This is a genomic window from Luteimonas sp. MC1750 (genome assembly GCF_016615955.1).
GTDB lineage: Bacteria > Pseudomonadota > Gammaproteobacteria > Xanthomonadales > Xanthomonadaceae > Luteimonas.
In genome coordinates this window covers 1,914,937-1,931,592 of the sequence record NZ_CP067113.1, presented here as the reverse complement: position 1 = coordinate 1,931,592, position 16,656 = coordinate 1,914,937, and the positions used below count along the sequence as shown (strand labels likewise).

Sequence of the window (16,656 nt, the reverse complement as noted above, 5' to 3'; positions counted from 1 at the left end):
TGAAATGGCGTCATGTTCGTAAACATCCTCGTCGGTCAGTCCAAAGTTGCTCTGCAGGGATTCCTTCAGGAGGTTGATCGCGATGCCGACCTCGGGCTTCCCCGGGGTTGTCCGCCCAAAGTCGAGCGCCTAGCGTCGACGCATCCCCCAGCCACGGGTTTGCCGCCATGACGCTGATCGATTCCGCCGCACGCATGTCCACCGTCGCGCTCGAAGCGGCCAGCTGGCTCCCTGACGCGATGTCCACCTCCCTGCAGCGGGCGCCGGTCGCCGATGGGGTGGGCCGGATGCTCGAGGCGGTGCGTACGGCGGGGGAAGCCGCTGCATCCGGCGCCAAGGCCAGCGCGCCAGGCGGACGCGAGCTGCTGGCGACGGAAGACAGCGTCGATGTCGGCGGGCACCGGGACGCGTACGAACTGCGGCTCTACCGCGAAGCGGACGGCACCTACACGCTCGAGCTGCACATGAAGATCGAGTTCAACTTCGAGGACGGCGCCGACGGGCTCGCCTGGACGCCGGAGGAAAAGCAGGCCTTCATGGACGACTACGTGCACGAGGTGGAAAGCGCCTGGGACGGGCATGGCTTCACCACCGACGATGGCAAGGAGGTGACGCTGGATATCCGGCTCGACGTCAGCGAGCAGGAGAGCGGATTCTTCGGCCGTGTGCGCGACCTGATGGATCCGAGCGAGAACTACAACATCAACGTCCTGCGCATCCCGGACGGCGACTTCCACCGCAGCTCGGTCGGCCCGGGCAACATTTCCCACCTGGACAGCGAGGACAATCGGGCCGTGTCCAAGGGCGCCAGCATGCCCCAGGTCGGGACGGCCCACGAGTTCGGCCACATGATCGGCCTGCCCGACGAGTACCACGACGGCCATCCCAACCAGTCCGACAAGGACAGCATCATGAATTCCGGCATGGAGGTGCGCGAGCGCCACCTTGACCTTGTCGAGGATTGGGTGGAGAACAACAGCTGATCCGGGCCCGGGAACCGTCCCATGAAATCCATTGCAGTGGCATGCTCGCTGGCGCTGCTGCTAGCCTGCGGCAGTCAGGTTGGGGGAGGTGCCATGGCCACTGAACATGAGTTCGACGCTGCCTGGGAGCGGGTGCGCGACGCGTCCGATGCCGGAGCCCAGCGCGCCGGGATCGCCGCGTTCCTGCGCCGCAACGAAGAGGCCGGCGCCCCTGCGCTGCAGGTGTCGGTGGCGAATCGCGAAACCGGCGGGAAGGCGGCGATCGACGATGCGCTCTGGCAACATCCCGACCGCTACGAAATCACGCTGCGCTACGGCGCGCGCAGCCATGTCTTCGTGCCGCTCTCGTCGGCCAGCCTCGAGCCGCTGTTCCGGGAGTAGGAGGCGCTACTTCTGCCGCGGCTGCTCCAGTCCATCGCCTGCCTCGCGCTGGCCCGTGCGCAGCTGGCGGATGCGCTCGACCAGTGCGCGCGCGGCGTTCCGACTTTCCTCGAACATGGCCTCGTCGTCGTCGAGCGCAGCGTGGCTGGTCGCATAGGGCGCGTAGTAGCCGATATAGCGGTCCACCTGCGACAGCGCGCCCGCGTCCACCAGGCCCATGCCGCGCAGCCAGTCGGCCAGCGCGTGGCGCACCTGCTGCGTGCCCTCGCTGTCGCCATGCACCAGCAGGGCGAACGCACGCGCCGCCAGGTGCTGCGGATAGTCCCAGCCATCGAGCTCGATGCGCTTGGCGCGCTCGGGATCCTTGCCAGCGGTGGACGTGGGATCGGAATTGCCGCCGTCGGCGCAGACCAACCGGTCCATCATCAGCTTGAGCGGCGAGGTGGCCTGGTTCCAGTGCACCGGCGTCACGATCATCACGCCGTGGGCCTCGGCCCAGCGCGGGTAGATGGCGTTCATCCAGTCGTGGTGCTGGCCCAGCCCGTGGTTGGGGTAGCAGGAGCAGGGCCAGTGGCACAGCGGCATGGCGGTCGAGACGCAGGCCTTGCAGGGATGGATGATGCGACCGTACTCGGACGCGAGGCGATCGAGCTCGAGGACGTCGCACTCGGCGCCTGCGCGGGTCGCGGCATCGCGCGCGGCCTCCATCAGGCGCCAGGTCTTGGACATCTCGCCCGGGCAGGTGTGTTCGCTGCGCGGCGAGGCGCAGACCAGCAGGATGCGGTCGGGCGTTGCAGGGTCGCGCTGGCGGGCTTCGGCGGCGTGGATGGCGTCACGGGCGTCCCGCCATTCGTCCGACAGGTCGTATGTCGGATCGTGGAAGCCGGGGCCCGCGGGACGCGTGTGGGGCGCCTTGCGTCCCTCGTCGTACGCCTCCCAGGCCACTGCCGCGAGCTGGTCGATGGCGTCGCGGTGGGCGTCGAAGGCGGGGTCCACGAACGGGATGCGGTAGCGCCGCTCGAACTCTTCGCGCGTGAGCTTGGGGTCCGGTCGCCCGGTGCGCGGCGTGGGAGTGGGTTCGCGTGACATGGAGGGTCGGCCTTCGGGACGCATCGGGGCTGGCGCGTGGCCTTCAGTAGACCATGCCGCCGGTGCCGGTCCTCGAGCGACTCGTCCGGAAAGCCCTCCATCTGCACCTCTTACGATCCCTTCGGCACCCGGACCCGGTTCCCCTTCGATCCCGGCAGCCTGTGCAAGCGCTGATTCACCGTCGTGGACCCGGTCGGGCTCTCTGGCCGTCAACGCGCCGCTTGCTATCGTCCACGCCGTCGAATCATTGCGAGGCGTGCCATGGATCGTTCGGACTTCGCCGGGTCGCGCGGGTGGGTCGCAGGCCTGCTGCTGATGGTCGCCTGTGGCACCGCGCCCGCCCTAGCGGCGCAAGCGGTGAAGCCGCAGGCGGGCGCCGCGAACACGTCGCAGGCCGTCGACGAGGCCGCGATCAAGGCCGAGCTGCGGCGCATGGTCGAGCAGCGCAAGCGCGAGCTGCGGCCGGAGTACGAGCGCCGCGTGCGCGACGACGGCAAGCCGAGCGCCGACCGTTGGCTGCGCGAAACCGCCCACGAGCTGGGACGCCGCGACCGTGCCGAGATCCGCGCCAGGTTCGGGTACTGACCCGTCAACCATCACCGTGGGCCAACGCGTGCCGGATAGGCTCCACGCCTTGACCGTTACCGTGGAGCAGGCCATGCGCGTCCCCCGATCCATTCTTCCGTCCACCGTGGCGCTGGCTGTCGCGCTGGCCACCGCGTCCTGCGCCACGCCGCGCGAAGTGCCGTCCGCGCCTGGCGGCGCTGTGGCCATCGAGGGCGCCGTGGCGTCCATCGACACACAGCCATGGATGTACGACGGCCACGCTGTGGTCCAGGTCGAGGTGGCGGGCCGCGGCCGCGTGTCCGTGCAGTTGCCGGCGCGCTGGAACCTCTGCAAGGCCGCGCCGGTGGACGTGCAGGCGCTGGCCGTGGGCATGCGGGTGCAGGCGGTGGGTGCGGCCGAGGGTGCGGATGCGCTGACGGTCTGCAGCGACACCGCGCACCGCCTGGTGCCGCTTGGCGAGGGCGGCGGGGCCACCCGCGGCGGCGACGGGTCCGGCATCGTCCTGGTTCCGCTGTCGGCGATGGAGATCGACGGGGCCGCACTGGCCGGGGAACTCGCCTGCAGCTTCTCCGCAGGTGAAGCGGGGGAAGCGCCGCTGCTGCTGGCCAAGGGCGATGTGGCGTCCAGCAACCCGGCACGCGGCGTGGTGAAGGTGGGGGACCATGTGGAAACCGTGGCGGTGCCGGGCGGCTTCGACGCGATGCTGCACGGCACGCGCTTCTCCGGGTCCGGCAAGACCATCGACATCGCGCTCACCGGCGCCGCGACCGGAGGCGGTGAATCGCCGGCCCGTCCCGCGGTGCTGACCTATCTGCGCGCCGATGGCGCGGAGCGCACGTGGAGCGGCTGGTGGCAGTGCGGACCGTAGCGCGGCGGCGCGGGGTGCTTCCTGCCGCCCGCTGACATCTGGAGACGGTTGGCCAGGTGTTAGGCTGCGTGATGGATGAGTCAACGATGTATGCCGACCAGCTGCGCCGGCTGGTCATGGAAGGCCACCTCCGGGGGGCGCTCGAACTTCTCAATATCCAGTCCGGATACCGCTTCACCGCGATCTACCGGCTCGGCGCCACGCATGCCGAGAACTTCATGCTGGTGGACCGTGACAACGAGCCCTCGACGCCGTTCACGGCCGACATTCCGCTCGATGAGACGTATTGCCACCAGGTCGAATCCCTGGCCGCGCTGGTGATCGAGGATGCGTCGTCCGACCCGAGGCTCACAACCCACGCGTACCGGGATATCGTCCGCGCGTACTGCAGCGTGTCGCTGCTGGAAGGAGACGGCACGATCTTCGGCACGCTCTGCCAGTTCGACACGGCGCCGAGGGCGACCTCCGAAGCGACCCTTGTCCTGATGCGCGAGATGGGTGGCCTGCTGCGCTCGGACGTCGTCTCGACCACGTATCGACGCGCTGACATCGATCGGCGGGTCGACCGCCTGTCCGACATGACGGGGATCATCTCCGACGCGTCGCTCGACGGGACGGACGCGCTTTCGACGTTCGACATGTATGCCGGTCCGCTCATCGAGGAAGCCGGGCGGCGGCTTCCCGTAGGTGATTCGCTGGAAGTCCAGGCCAGGATCGACGGAATCCGGTGCGCGCTGGTCAACGAGCGAGTCGATTGATCGCCTCGTTCTCCACCACCGCGGGCGGCTGCGGCATGGCCGCCAGCGCCAGCATCGCGCGGCCAAGATGCGCGGTGCTCGTCATCAGCCCCGGCATCGCGCGCACGCCCAGTCCCATGACAGGGGCCGCGAGGGCGTAGAACGGGCGCATCCAGGCGTGCGGGCTGCGCTCGCCGTGCGCGGGCTGGATGCCGCCGGGACGCAGCATCACCGTGGTGATCGGCAGCGCCTGCAGGGCGGCTTCGGTCTCGCCCTTGATCCGCAGCGGCATGAACGCGCTGTCCGGGTCGGCCTTGGCGCCGGAGACGTAGAGGAAGCGCCCCTGCGGATTGCGCGTCGCGAAGGCGCGCGCCACCTGCAGGGTGAGCGCGAGCGTGACGTGCCGGTAGCGTGCTTCGGGCGTCCCCACCGGCGGTGCGCCTGCGCAGTAGAAGCAGGCGTCCCAGGGCGCGAGCCGGTCGGCGACGGATGCCAGGTGGTTGAAGCTGTCCACGACCACGTCTTCCACCCGTGCATCGGCGTGCGCCAGCGCGTGGCGGCCCAGCACCGCCACGTTGGATACGCGCGGATCAGCCAGCGTTTCCACCAGCACGCCCTGGCCCACCAGTCCGGTGCCGCCGGTCATCAGGATGCGCATGCGAACCTCGATCGGATCGGGAGTGGCCGAGTCTAGCGCCCTGGTGAGGGAGCAACCTTCCGCGGGCGGGCCAGGCTCAGCACGACGGTGCTGGCCAGGATCATGGCCACGGCCGCCAGCGACCACAGCACCGGGATCTTGTACAGGTCGATCAGCAGCATCTTCGCGCCGATGAACACCAGTACCACCGCCAGGCCGTAGGGCAGCAGGTGGAAGCGCTCGGCCATGCCGGCCAGCAGGAAGAACATCGCGCGCAGGCCCAGCACCGCGAACACGTTCGATGTCAGCACGATGAACGGGTCGGTGGTGATGGCGAAGATCGCCGGGATCGAGTCCACCGCGAAAATCACGTCGGTGATGCCGATCATCACCAGCACGATGAACAGCGGGGTGAACTTGCGCCGGCTTCCGCTGCCCAGCCACAGCGCGCTGCCGTGGTATCGGCGCACGAAGGGGACGTGCGCGGTGAGTCAGCGCAGCACCGGGTTCTTTTCCAGGTCGGGTTCCTTGCCCGCGGCGAACCACATCTTCACGCCGGTCAGCAGCAGGAACGCGCCGAACACGTAGAGCATCCAGTGGAAGTTCGCGATCAGCGCCGCGCCGGCGAAGATCAGGATCGCGCGCAGCACGATCGCCAGCAGGATGCCGATCACCAGCACGCGCTGGCGCTGCACCTCGGGCACGGCGAAGTAGGTCATCAGCATCAGGAAGACGAAGATGTTGTCGACCGCCAGCGCCTTCTCCACCAGGTAGCCGGTGAGGAACTCGAGGCCCACGCGCCGGGCCTCGTCGGGCCCGGCGTTCTGGCCGATGTACCACCACAGGGCGGCATTGAAGGCCATCGCCAGGGCCACCCAGCCCAGGCTCCACCAGGCGGCCTCCTTGAACGTGACCCTGTGCGCGCCGCCATGGCGCATCAGCACCAGGTCGACCATCAGCGCGATCAGTACCAGGCCGGAAAAACCGGCCCACAACCAGGGATTGCCTATCGTTTCCATCGTGATGTCCGGACAAGGGGAGAGGACGGCCGCGGACGCAGGCGGCACGGAACCCTTGCTCGGAGATCCGGGGACGCACCTTCGCCATCGCGGCGAAGGTCTTGCTCACAGCCCAGTGGGCTGCCGTGGGACCGGAGCATCGCTGCTCGAACTGACGGCCTGCACGTTGGGAGCTACTCCCCTTCGGCGGGCATTGTGCGGTGACCCGGTCGCGGCGCGCAACCCGCGTGGCCGTGCCGGGCTGCACCGCGCGTTCACGCTGCATCGGCCCTCCGCGGGCCGGACCCGGGAGATCGGCCATGCAGATCACACGACGCAGGTTGCTTGCGGCACCCGCCGCGCTTTCCGCCGCCCTGCTGCCCACCAGCCTGCTGGCCGCGCTCGAGGCCGAGACTCCACCCGCGCCGGACCTCTCCACCTGGGAATCCGTCCGCGCCCAGTTCGCGCTGGACCCGGCCTGGATGCACTTCGCCAGCTTCTTCATCGCCAGCCACCCGGCGCCGGTGCCCGCGCGGCGGAAACGCAGGCCATCGGTTGAGCCGGCTTCCATGTAGGGCACGCGACTGGCGCCGGCGGCACGGGCGGCGAGGGTGCGGTCCAGCGCTGCACCGTGGCCACGGCGCGCGTGGGCAGCACGTTCTCGGCCTGTCCCGCGCTGAGCAGGGTGGGCGTGCAGGTGGTGCGCAGCTCGCGGTCGATCCATGTGGGCGAGGAAGACGACGGGTGCCTTGCCCGCGCCGGGATGGCCACGGTAGCGGAGCATCAACGAGGCGGTGTCGCCCAGCGGCTCGACCGTGACGTCATCGGCGGCGAAACCGGCATGAGGCGCGCTGGCGGCCAGCGGGAGCCTGGACGCGCTGCGATTGGCGCTGGATCAGCGCGCCGCGCCGTTCGCTGCTTCGATGAACCTTGCGGCCAGAACCTCTGCGGGAAGACGCAGCAGCGTGGCGTTGACCTCCATCGCGAACCTGCCGGTATCCGGATGGCCATGCGACAGGACGACGTCCTGCGCGGCAAGGCGTTCGCGCAGGGCAGCGGGGTCCACGCCTGTCGCCGTCATGAAGAAGCGGCTGGTTCCGTTTGGAAGCGTCTCGAACGAGAACCGGCCGTCATCCTGCAGCAGCGCGACCAAGCGGTCCGCCACCTGCCAGGACTTCGCGTAGTCCTCCAGGTAGCCGTCGACGAAGCGCAGGGCGACCGCGGCCGAGGGCCAGGCGTGGGGCAGGGCGCCGCCGAACATGCGGCGCTGGTGGAAAAGGCCTTCGATGAAGCCGGCATCCCCGGCGAGGATCGCGCCGGATCCGGCGTTGAAGTGTTTCCACAGCGAGACGTAGACCGTGTCGAACAGCGCGCCATACGCGTGCAGGCCGTGCCCGGAGTGCAGCGGCAGGTTGAACAGCCGCGCGCCGTCCAGGTGCAGGCGGATGCCGCGTTCGCGGGCGAGGCGGCTGATGCGCGCGAGCGTGTCGAAGTCCACCATCTCGTGGTGGCGTCGCCGCACCGGTGACTCGATGGCGATGACGCCGACGCGGGTCTCGACCCGGCCGCCGTCCGAGCGCCGCAGCCAGCGCTCGACCTCGTCGACCGACGGCGTGCTGGCGCCGTCCGCCAGGGGCACGAGATTCAGCCCGCTCAGGGTCTGCGCGCAGTCGCCGCTGTCGTTGTAGAGGTGGCTTTCCGCTTGCACCAGCACGCGGCGGTCGTTCCCGGCGAGCTTGCGCACCGCCAGATGGTTCGCCAGCGTCCCGGTCGGCAGGTAGATCGCGTCGTCCTTGCCCAACAGGCGCGCGAACCTGGTTTCCAGGGCACGGATGATGCCGCCCTGCGAGTAGTTGTCGGGCTGGAAGTCGCCGTCGGCCACGACCTGCGACAGCACCGCCGCGTACTCGGCGGGGTCAAGCCCGAGACCGTCGGAGGCGAAGTTCACGCGCCTCGACTCCGGCGCGGAGGCGTTCGCTGCGGCCGGCATGCCCAGGCCGGACAACATCGGCGAAGCGACCGCAATGCTGCCTGCGCCGAGGAAACAGCGACGATCCATGTGGAGCCCTCGGGTGGGTCGCTGTCGGGTGCGACGCTTCACGCAGCATGCCCGCAGGCCATGCACGCACGGCCGCGCCTGCAGGCGACCCGGCGTGGTGCCGCCGGGGTGGTACAGCTGCAGGTGCGCGCTGATGCAGCTCGCCTCGAGGGTGGTGCGTTCGCCGTCATCACCGGGGCTCCCGGGTGCCACTGGCATATTTGTTGCTTGCGGTGGGGGGCTCCCGGAGGGAACAGCCCTGCGCGCACGCCGCGCCCGCCCACGCACCTCGAGGCATGCATTCAATGGACATGCTTTTCACCTACGTGATCGGCGGCTTCGGCGCGTGGGCCGCGGCCCTGATGCTGCTGATCGCGGTCCAGGGCGACAGTCTCAATCGCGGCGGGCTGGCGCGCTCCGCCCTGGGCTTCGCGCTGCTGGGCGCCGGCATGGTGACCAGCGGAGTCGCCGAACGCGCCGCGCGATGGCCGCTCCTGGTCCTCGCCCTGACGGCGGTCGTGGGCACGGCGGTGATCTATCGCGCGCTGCGGCCGCTGGTCGGCGCGCGCCCGGTCGCCATCACCCGGCTGGCGCTGGAGATCGGCGTGCCCAGCCTGGCCCTGCTGCTGGCCTGGTTCGCGGGGCCGCGCAGCTTCGCGCTGACCTTCCATGCGCTGTGCCTGGCGGTGTCGCTGGGTATCACCTGGACCATGCGCCGGGCGCTGGTGGCGCCGCGCAACGCGGCCGAGGCCGCGGTGGCGGTGACCCTGCTGGTCTACGCGTGCAGCTGGATCGTGGCGCTGGACGCGGCGATCCGCCACGACGGGCCCGAGCATCGCCACCTGCTTTACGTCGAGGCGCCGCTGCTGCCCGCCTATGCGGTGCTCTATGCGCTGCTGCCCCTGCTGGTGGGCGCGCTGGTGCTCAACCTGGCCAACGCCCGGCTGCACTACCGGCTGCGCCGGTACGCGGACATCGACGAGCTGACCGGGCTGCTGACGCGCCGCGCGCTGCTCGAGCGCGCCGCGGTGTGGCAGGCCGACGTGCTGGCACGTGGACGCCTGCCGGCGGTGCTGCTGCTGGACGTCGACCATTTCAAGCCGATCAACGACACCCACGGCCACGAGCGCGGCGACGAGGTGCTGCGCGCGGTGTCCGGCCGCCTGCGCGGGACGCTGCGCACCGGCACGCCGCTGGCCCGCTGGGGCGGCGAGGAGTTCCTGGTGCTGCTGGACGCGTCCGGCATGGAAGGGGCCGGCGCGGCTGCCGAGCGCATGCGCGCGGCGGTAGGCGGGACGCCGTTCCGATTCGGCGAGTCACGCCTATCGGTCACTGCCAGCATCGGCGTGGCCGCATGGGCGGCGGGCGACGATTTCACCAACGCGGTGGCCGAGGCCGATACCGCGCTGTACAGCGCCAAGCGTGCGGGCCGGGACCAGGCCCATGTGGCCGAGCCGGCATAGCCGCGAAGCGCTTCACCTTGCGGCGAGGCCGCCTGTACGATTCGGCATCGACTTTCCTTCCCCAGTTGCAGGCGATGCATGAGCCGCATCATTCCGCTGCGCTGCCGCTGCGGCCAGGTCCAGGGCGAAGCACGGGCTGCCCGGACCTATGCCCGCGTCAGCTGCCATTGCCGGGACTGCCAGGCCTATGCGCGTTGGCTGGGAACACCGGGGCTGCTCGATGCGTGCGGCGGCACCGACATCGTCGCCATGGCGCCGTCGGGGCTGCGATTCACCGCGGGCAGCGGGCAGATCGCCTGCGGCACGCTGAGCGGCAGGGTGTACCGCTGGTACGCCGCCTGCTGCCGCACGCCGCTGGGAAACACCGCACGCAATCCCCGCGTGCATTACGTGGGCCTGTGCACGGCGTGCCTGCCCGATGCCGCGGCGGTGGACGCGGCCGTGGGACCGGCGGGCAGCTGCGTAGTGCATTCGGCGTCGGCGAACGCGCCGGTGCGTGCGACGCCGCTGGCCTTCCTGTGGGGCGGCCTGTGCATCGCGAAGGGCGTGCTCGGTGCGCGCCTGCGCGGGCAGCGCGAGTCTCCCTTCTTCGATGCTGCAACGGGTCGCCCGATGCAGGAGTCGGAGCGGATTGGCGTCGAAAACTGATCGCCGGCGTGGCGACGCCCTTCCGCACGCGCCATCGTCGCGCCGACGCCGAAGTGGATGCAGGACCCGCGGCGGATGTCGGCGAGGTTCACGCCTCTGCCACCACCGTGCGGTTGCGGCCGCCGCGCTTGGCCGCGTACATCGCGGCATCGGCGCGCGCCAACCATTCGGCAGGCGTCTCGCCGGCGCGGACCGGCGCCGCACCGATGGAGATGGTGACGGGATGTCCCTCGGCCTGGACCTCGCGTTCCACCGCCTGGCGCAGCTTTTCGGCCACGTCGCGCAGCGCCGCGGGGCTGGTGCCGGGAAGGAGGAGTGCGAATTCTTCGCCGCCGAGGCGAAAGAACCGGTCCTGCCTGCGCGTGTTCGCGTGCACCAGGGCAGCGATCCCGCGCAGGACCTGGTCGCCCGCTTCATGGCCGAAGCTGTCGTTCACACGCTTGAAATGGTCGATGTCGAAGACCAGCATTCCCAGCGGCTCGCTGCTGCGCTTGCTCGAAGCCATGGCGATCTCGAGTTCCGCGTCCAGGCCGCGGCGGTTGTTGGCGCCGGTCAGCGGATCGCGCAGGGCGATGGCCTCGAGCTGGGCACGCTGCAGCGCCGTGCGCGACGCGAAGACGAACGCGAACGTGCTCACCATCAGCGCCGTGCCAAGGAAGGTGAGCTGGTCGACGACGGCGGCGAGCTGGACGTTGCCGATCATCACCCCCGCGACCACGCCCGAGGACAGCAGCAGCGCGCGGCTCCGGCTGGCGAGCAGGAAATTGGCCACCAGCACCGGATAGGCCCACAGCGCGCCGGACGGCTGCACCAGGTGCACGATGGCGATGCAGAAGACGCAGTAGATGGCGGCGATGAAGTTCGCGGCGCCCTGGGTACGACCGGTCCGCCAGGCGTAGGCGACGCCGGATGCGATGCAGGCCATGATCAGCAATCCGAAGGTGCCGGCAAGCGCCTCGTCCACGAAGAAGCGGCGGATCGAGAAGGGCAGCACCACCAGAACGGTGATCGTGCCGAACAGCAGGACGATGGCGAGGTGGAAGTCGGCCTTGATCCTGTCCTTCCACGCTTCGGATCCTGTCATGGGTGGCCCTCGTCTCGGCGGTGGTTCGCGGGCTCCGCCGTTGCGGTGCTGGGAATCAGGCAAGACTAGCAATCGCGTCCTGACGTGGCGGTGAGAGCGGCGTGCGCGGCTCACGTCGCCTCCATCGACGGACCTGCATGCTCGTCGGCCCCGCGGTCGGGCACCGCGAGATTCCCCCGGAGGCACCATGCACAAGACCCTCGAGAACCGCCGCGTCGCCATCCTCGCCACCGATGGCTTCGAGCAGGTGGAACTGACCGAACCGCGGAAGGCCGTGGAAGAGGCGGGCGCCAAGGTCAGCCTGCTGTCGATCAAGGCGGGCGAGATCCAGGGCATGCACCACGACAAGCCCGGTGACCGGTTGCAGGTCGATGGCCTGGTGGCCGAGGCCAGCATCGACGACTTCGACGCGCTGATCCTGCCCGGCGGCGTGGCAAACCCGGACACGCTGCGCATGGACGAGGCGGCGGTGGGCTTCGTGCGCGACTTCGCGCGCAGTGGCAAGCCGATCGGGGTGATCTGCCACGGACCCTGGGTGCTGATCGAGGCCGACGTGGTGCGCGGCCGCCGCATGACGTCCTGGCCGAGCGTGCGCACCGACCTGCGCAATGCCGGGGCCGAGGTGGTGGACGAGGAGGTGGTGACCGACCAGGGCTTGGTCTCGAGCCGCAAGCCGGACGACCTGCCGGCGTTCTGCCGCAAGATCGTGGAAGAGTTCGCGGAGGGGCGGCACCCGCCGCGGAGCTGAGCCGGTGTACCCGCACCTGCTCTCACCCCTGAAGGCCGGCGCCGTCGCGCTGCCCAACCGCGTGCTCATGGCGCCGCTGACCCGCTCGCGTGCAGGCCAGCCGGGCGACGTGCCCACCGCCAGGAACGCGGAGTACTACGCACAGCGTGCGGGCGCCGGCCTCATCGTGTCCGAGGCGACGCAGGTCTCGCGCCAGGGCCAGGGCTATGCGCTGACCCCCGGCATCTACAGCGACGCGCAGGAAGCCGGCTGGAAGCAGGTCACCGACGCGGTGCACGCGCGCGGCGGCCGGATCGCGGCGCAGCTGTGGCACGTCGGGCGCATCTCGCATCCGCTCGTGCGGCCGGATGGTGCGGCGCCGGTGGCACCCTCGGCGATCGTCGCCAAGGGCGCGTCCTGCTTCGTCATCCAGCCGGATGGCACGCCGGCCAACCTGCCGGCCGCGCCGCCGCGTGCGCTGGACACCGGGGAAATCCCGGGCGTGGTCGCCGAGTTCGCACAGGCGGCACGGCGCGCCGACCGCGCCGGGTTCGACATGGTCGAGATCCACGCGGCCAACGGCTACCTGCTGCAGCAGTTCCTGGCGACCAACAGCAACACGCGCAGCGACCGCTACGGTGGTGCGCTCGAAAACCGCGCACGCATCACCTTGGACGTGGTGGACGCGGTGATCACCGAACTCGGCGCAGGTCGCGTCGGGGTGCGCATCTCGCCGCACTTCACCGGCCACGACATCGCCGACCGGGAGCCGGAAGACAGCGCGCTCTACCTGGCGCGCGCGTTCGGCCAGCGCGGCATCGCCTACCTGCACATCGCCGAACCGGACTGGGCCGGCGGCCCGAAGCTGGGCGACGGGTTCCGGCGCGCGCTGCGCGAGGCCTTCGCCGGCACGCTGGTGTTCTGTGGCGGCTATACGGCCGAACGGGCCGAAGCCCTGGTCGCCTCGGGCGCGGCGGACGCCGTGGCTTTTGGCCGGCCGTTCATCGCCAACCCCGATCTGGTGCAACGCTTCCGCGCCGGTGCCGGACTCAACACACCGGACCGCTCCACGTTCTATGGCGGCGATGCGCGCGGGTACACCGACTATCCGACGCTCGAGCAGGCGCAGCCGCAGCCGCCGCAGCCGCAGCCGTAGCCACAGCCGCAGGTGCGGCGGCAGGACGGCTGACGCGCGTGCCTAGCGCTTCGCCTGCCCGGGAATGAAGACGGTGATCGACACCAGCGCGGCCAGCGCCATCAGCGCGTTGAAGGCCAGGCCGACCATGCCGGCCTGGCGCACCGCCAGGTTGTCCTGGCGGCCGGTGAACTCGATCGCCGCGCCGACGGCCTCGAGCCCGGACTGCGCGAGTGCGGTGAAGATCGCCGCCGAGATCGCCACGCCGAACGCGGCGCCCAGCGCCGAGGCCATCTTGTAGATGCCCGAGCCCGCACCGGTCTGCGCGTCCGGCAGGTTGGACAGCGCCGCATCCACCGACGGCGTGGCGTAGAACGCCAGGCCGAGCCCGAACAGCGCGTAGGCCACCACCGCCAGCGCGGTGTATTGCCACTGCAGGGTGTGCGTGGCCATGAGCAGGAGGATGGCGGCCAGCACGATCAGGCTGCCCCAGGCCATCGGCTTGCGCGGGCCGTGGCGCTGCAGCAGTTTTTCGCCCACGCGGATGAAGGCGATGATGGCGACGGCATAGCCGATGGTGAGATAGCCCGTCGTTGCCGCGGACATGCCCGCCGCGCCCTGCAGCACCCACAGCGACACCGCCAGCGCGCCGGCGGTGCCGTTGATCAGGAAGTTGGACAGCGCGGCGCCGGTGAACACCGGGTTGCGGAACAGCCTGAAGTCCACCAGCGGACTGGCCGCGTGCCGCTCGGCGTTGACGAAGACGCCCAGGGCGACGAGGAAGACCGCCAGCAGGGCCCAGGTGACCAGGCTGCCCCAGCCGATCGCCGATCCCTGGGTGACCACGACCAGCAGGGCCGCCAGGCCCACGGCGAGGGAAGCGATGCCCGCCCAGTCGGTCTCCGGATCGCGCCCGGCCGCCGGGGCCGACTCCGGGATCCGCCGCACCAGCGCGATGGACGCCAGCGAGACCAGCGCGCTGATGATGAAGATGGCGCGCCATCCCAGCGCGGTCGAGGCCATGAAGCCGCCGAAGACATTGGTCAGGCCGGAGCCGCCCCAGGACCCGATCGACCACATCGAAATGGCGCGCTGGCGCTCGCGGCCGTCCCAGTAGGTCTTCAGCAGGGCCATGGTCGACGGCATGATCGCGCCGGCGGCCAGGCCCTGCAGCACGCGGCCGGCAAGGATCATCGGAGTGGAGGCGGCGCCGAAGGCGAAGGCGATCAGCAGCGAGCCGGCGATGCCCAGGCCATTGCCCACCAGGACCATCCGCACCCGGCCGTACCTGTCGCCGAAGCCGCCCAGGACCACGGTGAACATTCCCGAGAACAGGGCCGCGAGCGAGATCGCGATGTTCATGACCGGCATCGGCATGCCGAGGTCCGCGGCCATCACCGGCCCGATGTTCATCGTGGTCTGGGCGAACAGCCAGAAGGTGACGACGGCCAGCACGATGCCGAGCAGCGCGGCGTCGTCGCCCTTGAACACGGATGCGTTGCGCTCGCGCGGGGAGTGCAGGCTGGAGCCGGTGCCGGGCGGGAGGGTCTGGCTGGACATCGGAGACTCCGGGACGGCCGCGCGGCCTCCGGCGAGTCTAATCGCCTCGCGCGGCGGTTGATCGACGCCACGACGGTACGATCGCGTTCATGACCATCCACACGGATGGTGCTAGGCTGGCGCTCGCCATCCGAAAGCGACCTCTGCCCATGCCAGATCCACGACCGCGACCCGTCGCCGACAGCGAGAAGATCACCATCAACCTCGGCGTCGTCGACCTCGGGCAGATCGACCTGCTGGTGCAGGAGGGCTTCTACGCCAACCGCACCGATCTGATCCGCACCGCCATCCGCAACCAGCTCACCGTGCATGGCGACGCGCTGCGCAACACCGTGTCGCGCCGCACGCTGGTGATGGGACTGCAGGACTACGGGCGGCGCGAACTCGAGGCCGCGCGCGATGCCGGCGAGCGCCTGCGCATCCAGGCCCTGGGGCTGGTGCGCATCGCCGACGACGTCACGCCCGAGCTCGCGCTGGAAGCCATCGAGTCGATCACCGTGCTCGGCGCGCTGCATGCAAGCCCACGGGTGAAAGCCGCATTGGCCGGCCGCATCCACTGACCAGGAACACCATGAACAACGACACCATGCGCCAGGCGATGCGCCTGATGCAGGCCGGCGACCTGCAGGCCGCGACGCGCACGCTCCAGCACCGGCTCACCGGAGGGGTTGGCCGCGGATCCACGGACACTGCACCGGCCGCGGCTGGCCGCACAGGCGCGGGACCGGACGATTGCATCGAGGGCGAATTCCGGATCGTCGACGACGGGCGTGCGACGGATGCCCCGCAGGCGGGCCCTGCTCCACGGCCGACGCCCGCCCCGCGACCCGGAGCGCCGCGCCCGCCCGCCCGGGGGCGCCGCCGGTTCTCCTGCGAGGCCGGGGAGCTCGACTACCGGCTCCATGTTCCCGACGGGCTCGACACCCGGGGTGCGCCCCTGCTGGTGATGCTGCACGGCTGCACCCAGACGCCGGAAGACTTCGCGCGCGGTACGCGCATGGACGTGCTGGCCGGTGCGCAGGGCTACGTGGTCGCCTGGCCCGCCCAGTCGTCCGCGCGCAACCCGAACCGCTGCTGGAACTGGTTCCGCGGCAGCGACCAGCAGCGCGACAGCGGCGAGCCGGCGATCCTCGCGGCGCTGACCCGCGCACTGGTCGCGACCCGCGGCCTCGACGCCGGGCGCGTGTACGTGGCGGGTCTGTCGGCGGGCGGGGCGATGGCGGCGGTGCTGGCCGATACGCATCCCGAGCTGTACGCCGCCATCGGCGTGCACTCCGGACTGCCCACGGGACTGGCCAGCGACATGCCCTCGGCGTTCGCGGCCATGCGCAAGGGTGGCGCCGGCCGGCGCGTCGCGGCCGCGGGCACCACCGTTCCGGCGATCGTCTTCCACGGTGACGGCGACACCACCGTGCATCCCGACAACGCGCGGGGCGTGGTCGAGCAGAGCCTCGGTGGCCGCCCGGTCGCGGAAGTCCGCTCCACATCGAGCACGCGCGAACAGGCTGCGGGCGCAGGCGGACGAAGCGCGACGCGCACCCTGCATCGCGCCGCCGACGGCCGCGTGCTGGCCGAGCACTGGATGATCCATGGCGCGGGCCACGCCTGGTCGGGTGGCGACGCGGCCGGCACCTACACCGATCCGCAGGGGCCGGATGCATCGGCCGGGATGCTGCGCTTCTTCGCCGACTGCCGGCGCGCCGGATGACGCTGCGGAGGCGGTCTGCCAGACTCGTGCGCC

At 70.5% G+C, this 16,656-nt stretch carries 17 protein-coding genes and 1 pseudogene; 12 read left to right on the top strand and 6 right to left on the bottom strand.

Going from position 1 to position 16,656, the window contains the following annotated elements:
* The first annotated feature begins 167 nt into the window (after nt 1-167).
* On the top strand, nt 168-983 hold the full coding sequence (locus JGR68_RS09035; protein WP_199361774.1) for a hypothetical protein: 816 nt from the start codon (nt 168-170) through the stop codon (nt 981-983).
* A 21-nt stretch (nt 984-1,004) separates the two neighbouring features.
* The gene (locus tag JGR68_RS09030) at nt 1,005-1,364 is read left to right on the top strand and encodes a hypothetical protein (RefSeq protein ID WP_199361775.1); all 360 of its coding nucleotides are present in this window, start codon (nt 1,005-1,007) and stop codon (nt 1,362-1,364) included.
* Nucleotides 1,365-1,370: 6 nt separating this feature from the next.
* Here the strand turns inward: JGR68_RS09030 and JGR68_RS09025 are convergent, their stop codons facing one another.
* On the bottom strand, nt 1,371-2,453 hold the full coding sequence (locus JGR68_RS09025) for a flavodoxin family protein (RefSeq protein ID WP_199361776.1): 1,083 nt from the start codon (nt 2,451-2,453) through the stop codon (nt 1,371-1,373).
* Between the two features lie 261 nt (nt 2,454-2,714).
* On the opposite strand from JGR68_RS09025, the gene JGR68_RS09020 reads away from it, so the two are divergent.
* The 3 genes from JGR68_RS09020 (at nt 2,715) to JGR68_RS09010 (ending at nt 4,646) form a co-directional block, all read left to right on the top strand.
* Nucleotides 2,715-3,038, top strand: a complete 324-nt coding sequence (locus JGR68_RS09020) for a hypothetical protein (RefSeq protein ID WP_199361777.1) — start codon at nt 2,715-2,717, stop codon at nt 3,036-3,038.
* A 73-nt stretch (nt 3,039-3,111) separates the two neighbouring features.
* On the top strand, nt 3,112-3,888 hold the full coding sequence (locus JGR68_RS09015; RefSeq protein ID WP_199361778.1) for a hypothetical protein: 777 nt from the start codon (nt 3,112-3,114) through the stop codon (nt 3,886-3,888).
* A gap of 86 nt (nt 3,889-3,974) precedes the next feature.
* Nucleotides 3,975-4,646, top strand: a complete 672-nt coding sequence (locus JGR68_RS09010) for a hypothetical protein (protein ID WP_199361779.1) — start codon at nt 3,975-3,977, stop codon at nt 4,644-4,646.
* Here JGR68_RS09010 and JGR68_RS09005 read toward each other — a convergent pair.
* On the bottom strand, nt 4,627-5,283 hold the full coding sequence (locus JGR68_RS09005; protein ID WP_234446475.1) for an NAD-dependent epimerase/dehydratase family protein: 657 nt from the start codon (nt 5,281-5,283) through the stop codon (nt 4,627-4,629). The two genes, JGR68_RS09010 and JGR68_RS09005, sit on opposite strands and share 20 nt — an antisense overlap.
* 32 nt (nt 5,284-5,315) lie before the next feature.
* Nucleotides 5,316-6,281: pseudogene (locus JGR68_RS09000) on the bottom strand (TerC family protein).
* A 299-nt stretch (nt 6,282-6,580) separates the two neighbouring features.
* Here JGR68_RS09000 and JGR68_RS08995 point away from each other — a divergent pair.
* Nucleotides 6,581-6,835 carry a hypothetical protein gene (locus JGR68_RS08995; RefSeq protein ID WP_199361780.1) on the top strand — a complete coding sequence of 85 codons (255 nt, stop codon included), beginning with the start codon at nt 6,581-6,583 and terminating at the stop codon, nt 6,833-6,835.
* A 320-nt stretch (nt 6,836-7,155) separates the two neighbouring features.
* Here JGR68_RS08995 and JGR68_RS08990 read toward each other — a convergent pair whose 3' ends face one another.
* The gene (locus JGR68_RS08990; protein ID WP_199361781.1) at nt 7,156-8,208 is read right to left on the bottom strand and encodes a beta-eliminating lyase-related protein; all 1,053 of its coding nucleotides are present in this window, start codon (nt 8,206-8,208) and stop codon (nt 7,156-7,158) included.
* Between the two features lie 401 nt (nt 8,209-8,609).
* Between JGR68_RS08990 and JGR68_RS08985 the strand changes: the two genes are divergently transcribed.
* A complete protein-coding gene (locus tag JGR68_RS08985; RefSeq protein WP_199361782.1) occupies nt 8,610-9,761 on the top strand; it encodes a GGDEF domain-containing protein in 1,152 nt (383 codons plus the stop codon).
* A gap of 78 nt (nt 9,762-9,839) precedes the next feature.
* Complete coding sequence (locus JGR68_RS08980) at nt 9,840-10,409, top strand: DUF6151 family protein (protein WP_199361783.1); 570 nt, start codon at nt 9,840-9,842, stop codon at nt 10,407-10,409.
* An 88-nt stretch (nt 10,410-10,497) separates the two neighbouring features.
* Here the strand turns inward: JGR68_RS08980 and JGR68_RS08975 are convergent, their stop codons facing one another.
* Nucleotides 10,498-11,493 (bottom strand): GGDEF domain-containing protein, encoded by a 996-nt coding sequence (locus JGR68_RS08975; protein WP_199361784.1) that lies wholly within the window; start codon nt 11,491-11,493, stop codon nt 10,498-10,500.
* Nucleotides 11,494-11,680: 187 nt separating this feature from the next.
* On the opposite strand from JGR68_RS08975, the gene JGR68_RS08970 reads away from it, so the two are divergent.
* On the top strand, nt 11,681-12,241 hold the full coding sequence (locus JGR68_RS08970) for a type 1 glutamine amidotransferase domain-containing protein (protein WP_199361785.1): 561 nt from the start codon (nt 11,681-11,683) through the stop codon (nt 12,239-12,241).
* A gap of 4 nt (nt 12,242-12,245) precedes the next feature.
* Nucleotides 12,246-13,376 carry an alkene reductase gene (locus JGR68_RS08965; protein ID WP_199361786.1) on the top strand — a complete coding sequence of 377 codons (1,131 nt, stop codon included), beginning with the start codon at nt 12,246-12,248 and terminating at the stop codon, nt 13,374-13,376.
* Nucleotides 13,377-13,418: 42 nt separating this feature from the next.
* Here JGR68_RS08965 and JGR68_RS08960 read toward each other — a convergent pair whose 3' ends face one another.
* Nucleotides 13,419-14,915: an MFS transporter gene (locus JGR68_RS08960; RefSeq protein ID WP_199361787.1), complete on the bottom strand. Its 1,497-nt coding sequence runs from the start codon at nt 14,913-14,915 to the stop codon at nt 13,419-13,421.
* 149 nt (nt 14,916-15,064) lie between these two features.
* Between JGR68_RS08960 and JGR68_RS08955 the strand changes: the two genes are divergently transcribed.
* Together JGR68_RS08955 and JGR68_RS08950 are read left to right on the top strand one after the other, a co-directional pair.
* Nucleotides 15,065-15,475 (top strand): hypothetical protein, encoded by a 411-nt coding sequence (locus tag JGR68_RS08955; protein ID WP_199361788.1) that lies wholly within the window; start codon nt 15,065-15,067, stop codon nt 15,473-15,475.
* A gap of 11 nt (nt 15,476-15,486) precedes the next feature.
* Nucleotides 15,487-16,623 carry a PHB depolymerase family esterase gene (locus tag JGR68_RS08950; RefSeq protein ID WP_199361789.1) on the top strand — a complete coding sequence of 379 codons (1,137 nt, stop codon included), beginning with the start codon at nt 15,487-15,489 and terminating at the stop codon, nt 16,621-16,623.
* Nucleotides 16,624-16,656: the final 33 nt, after the last annotated feature.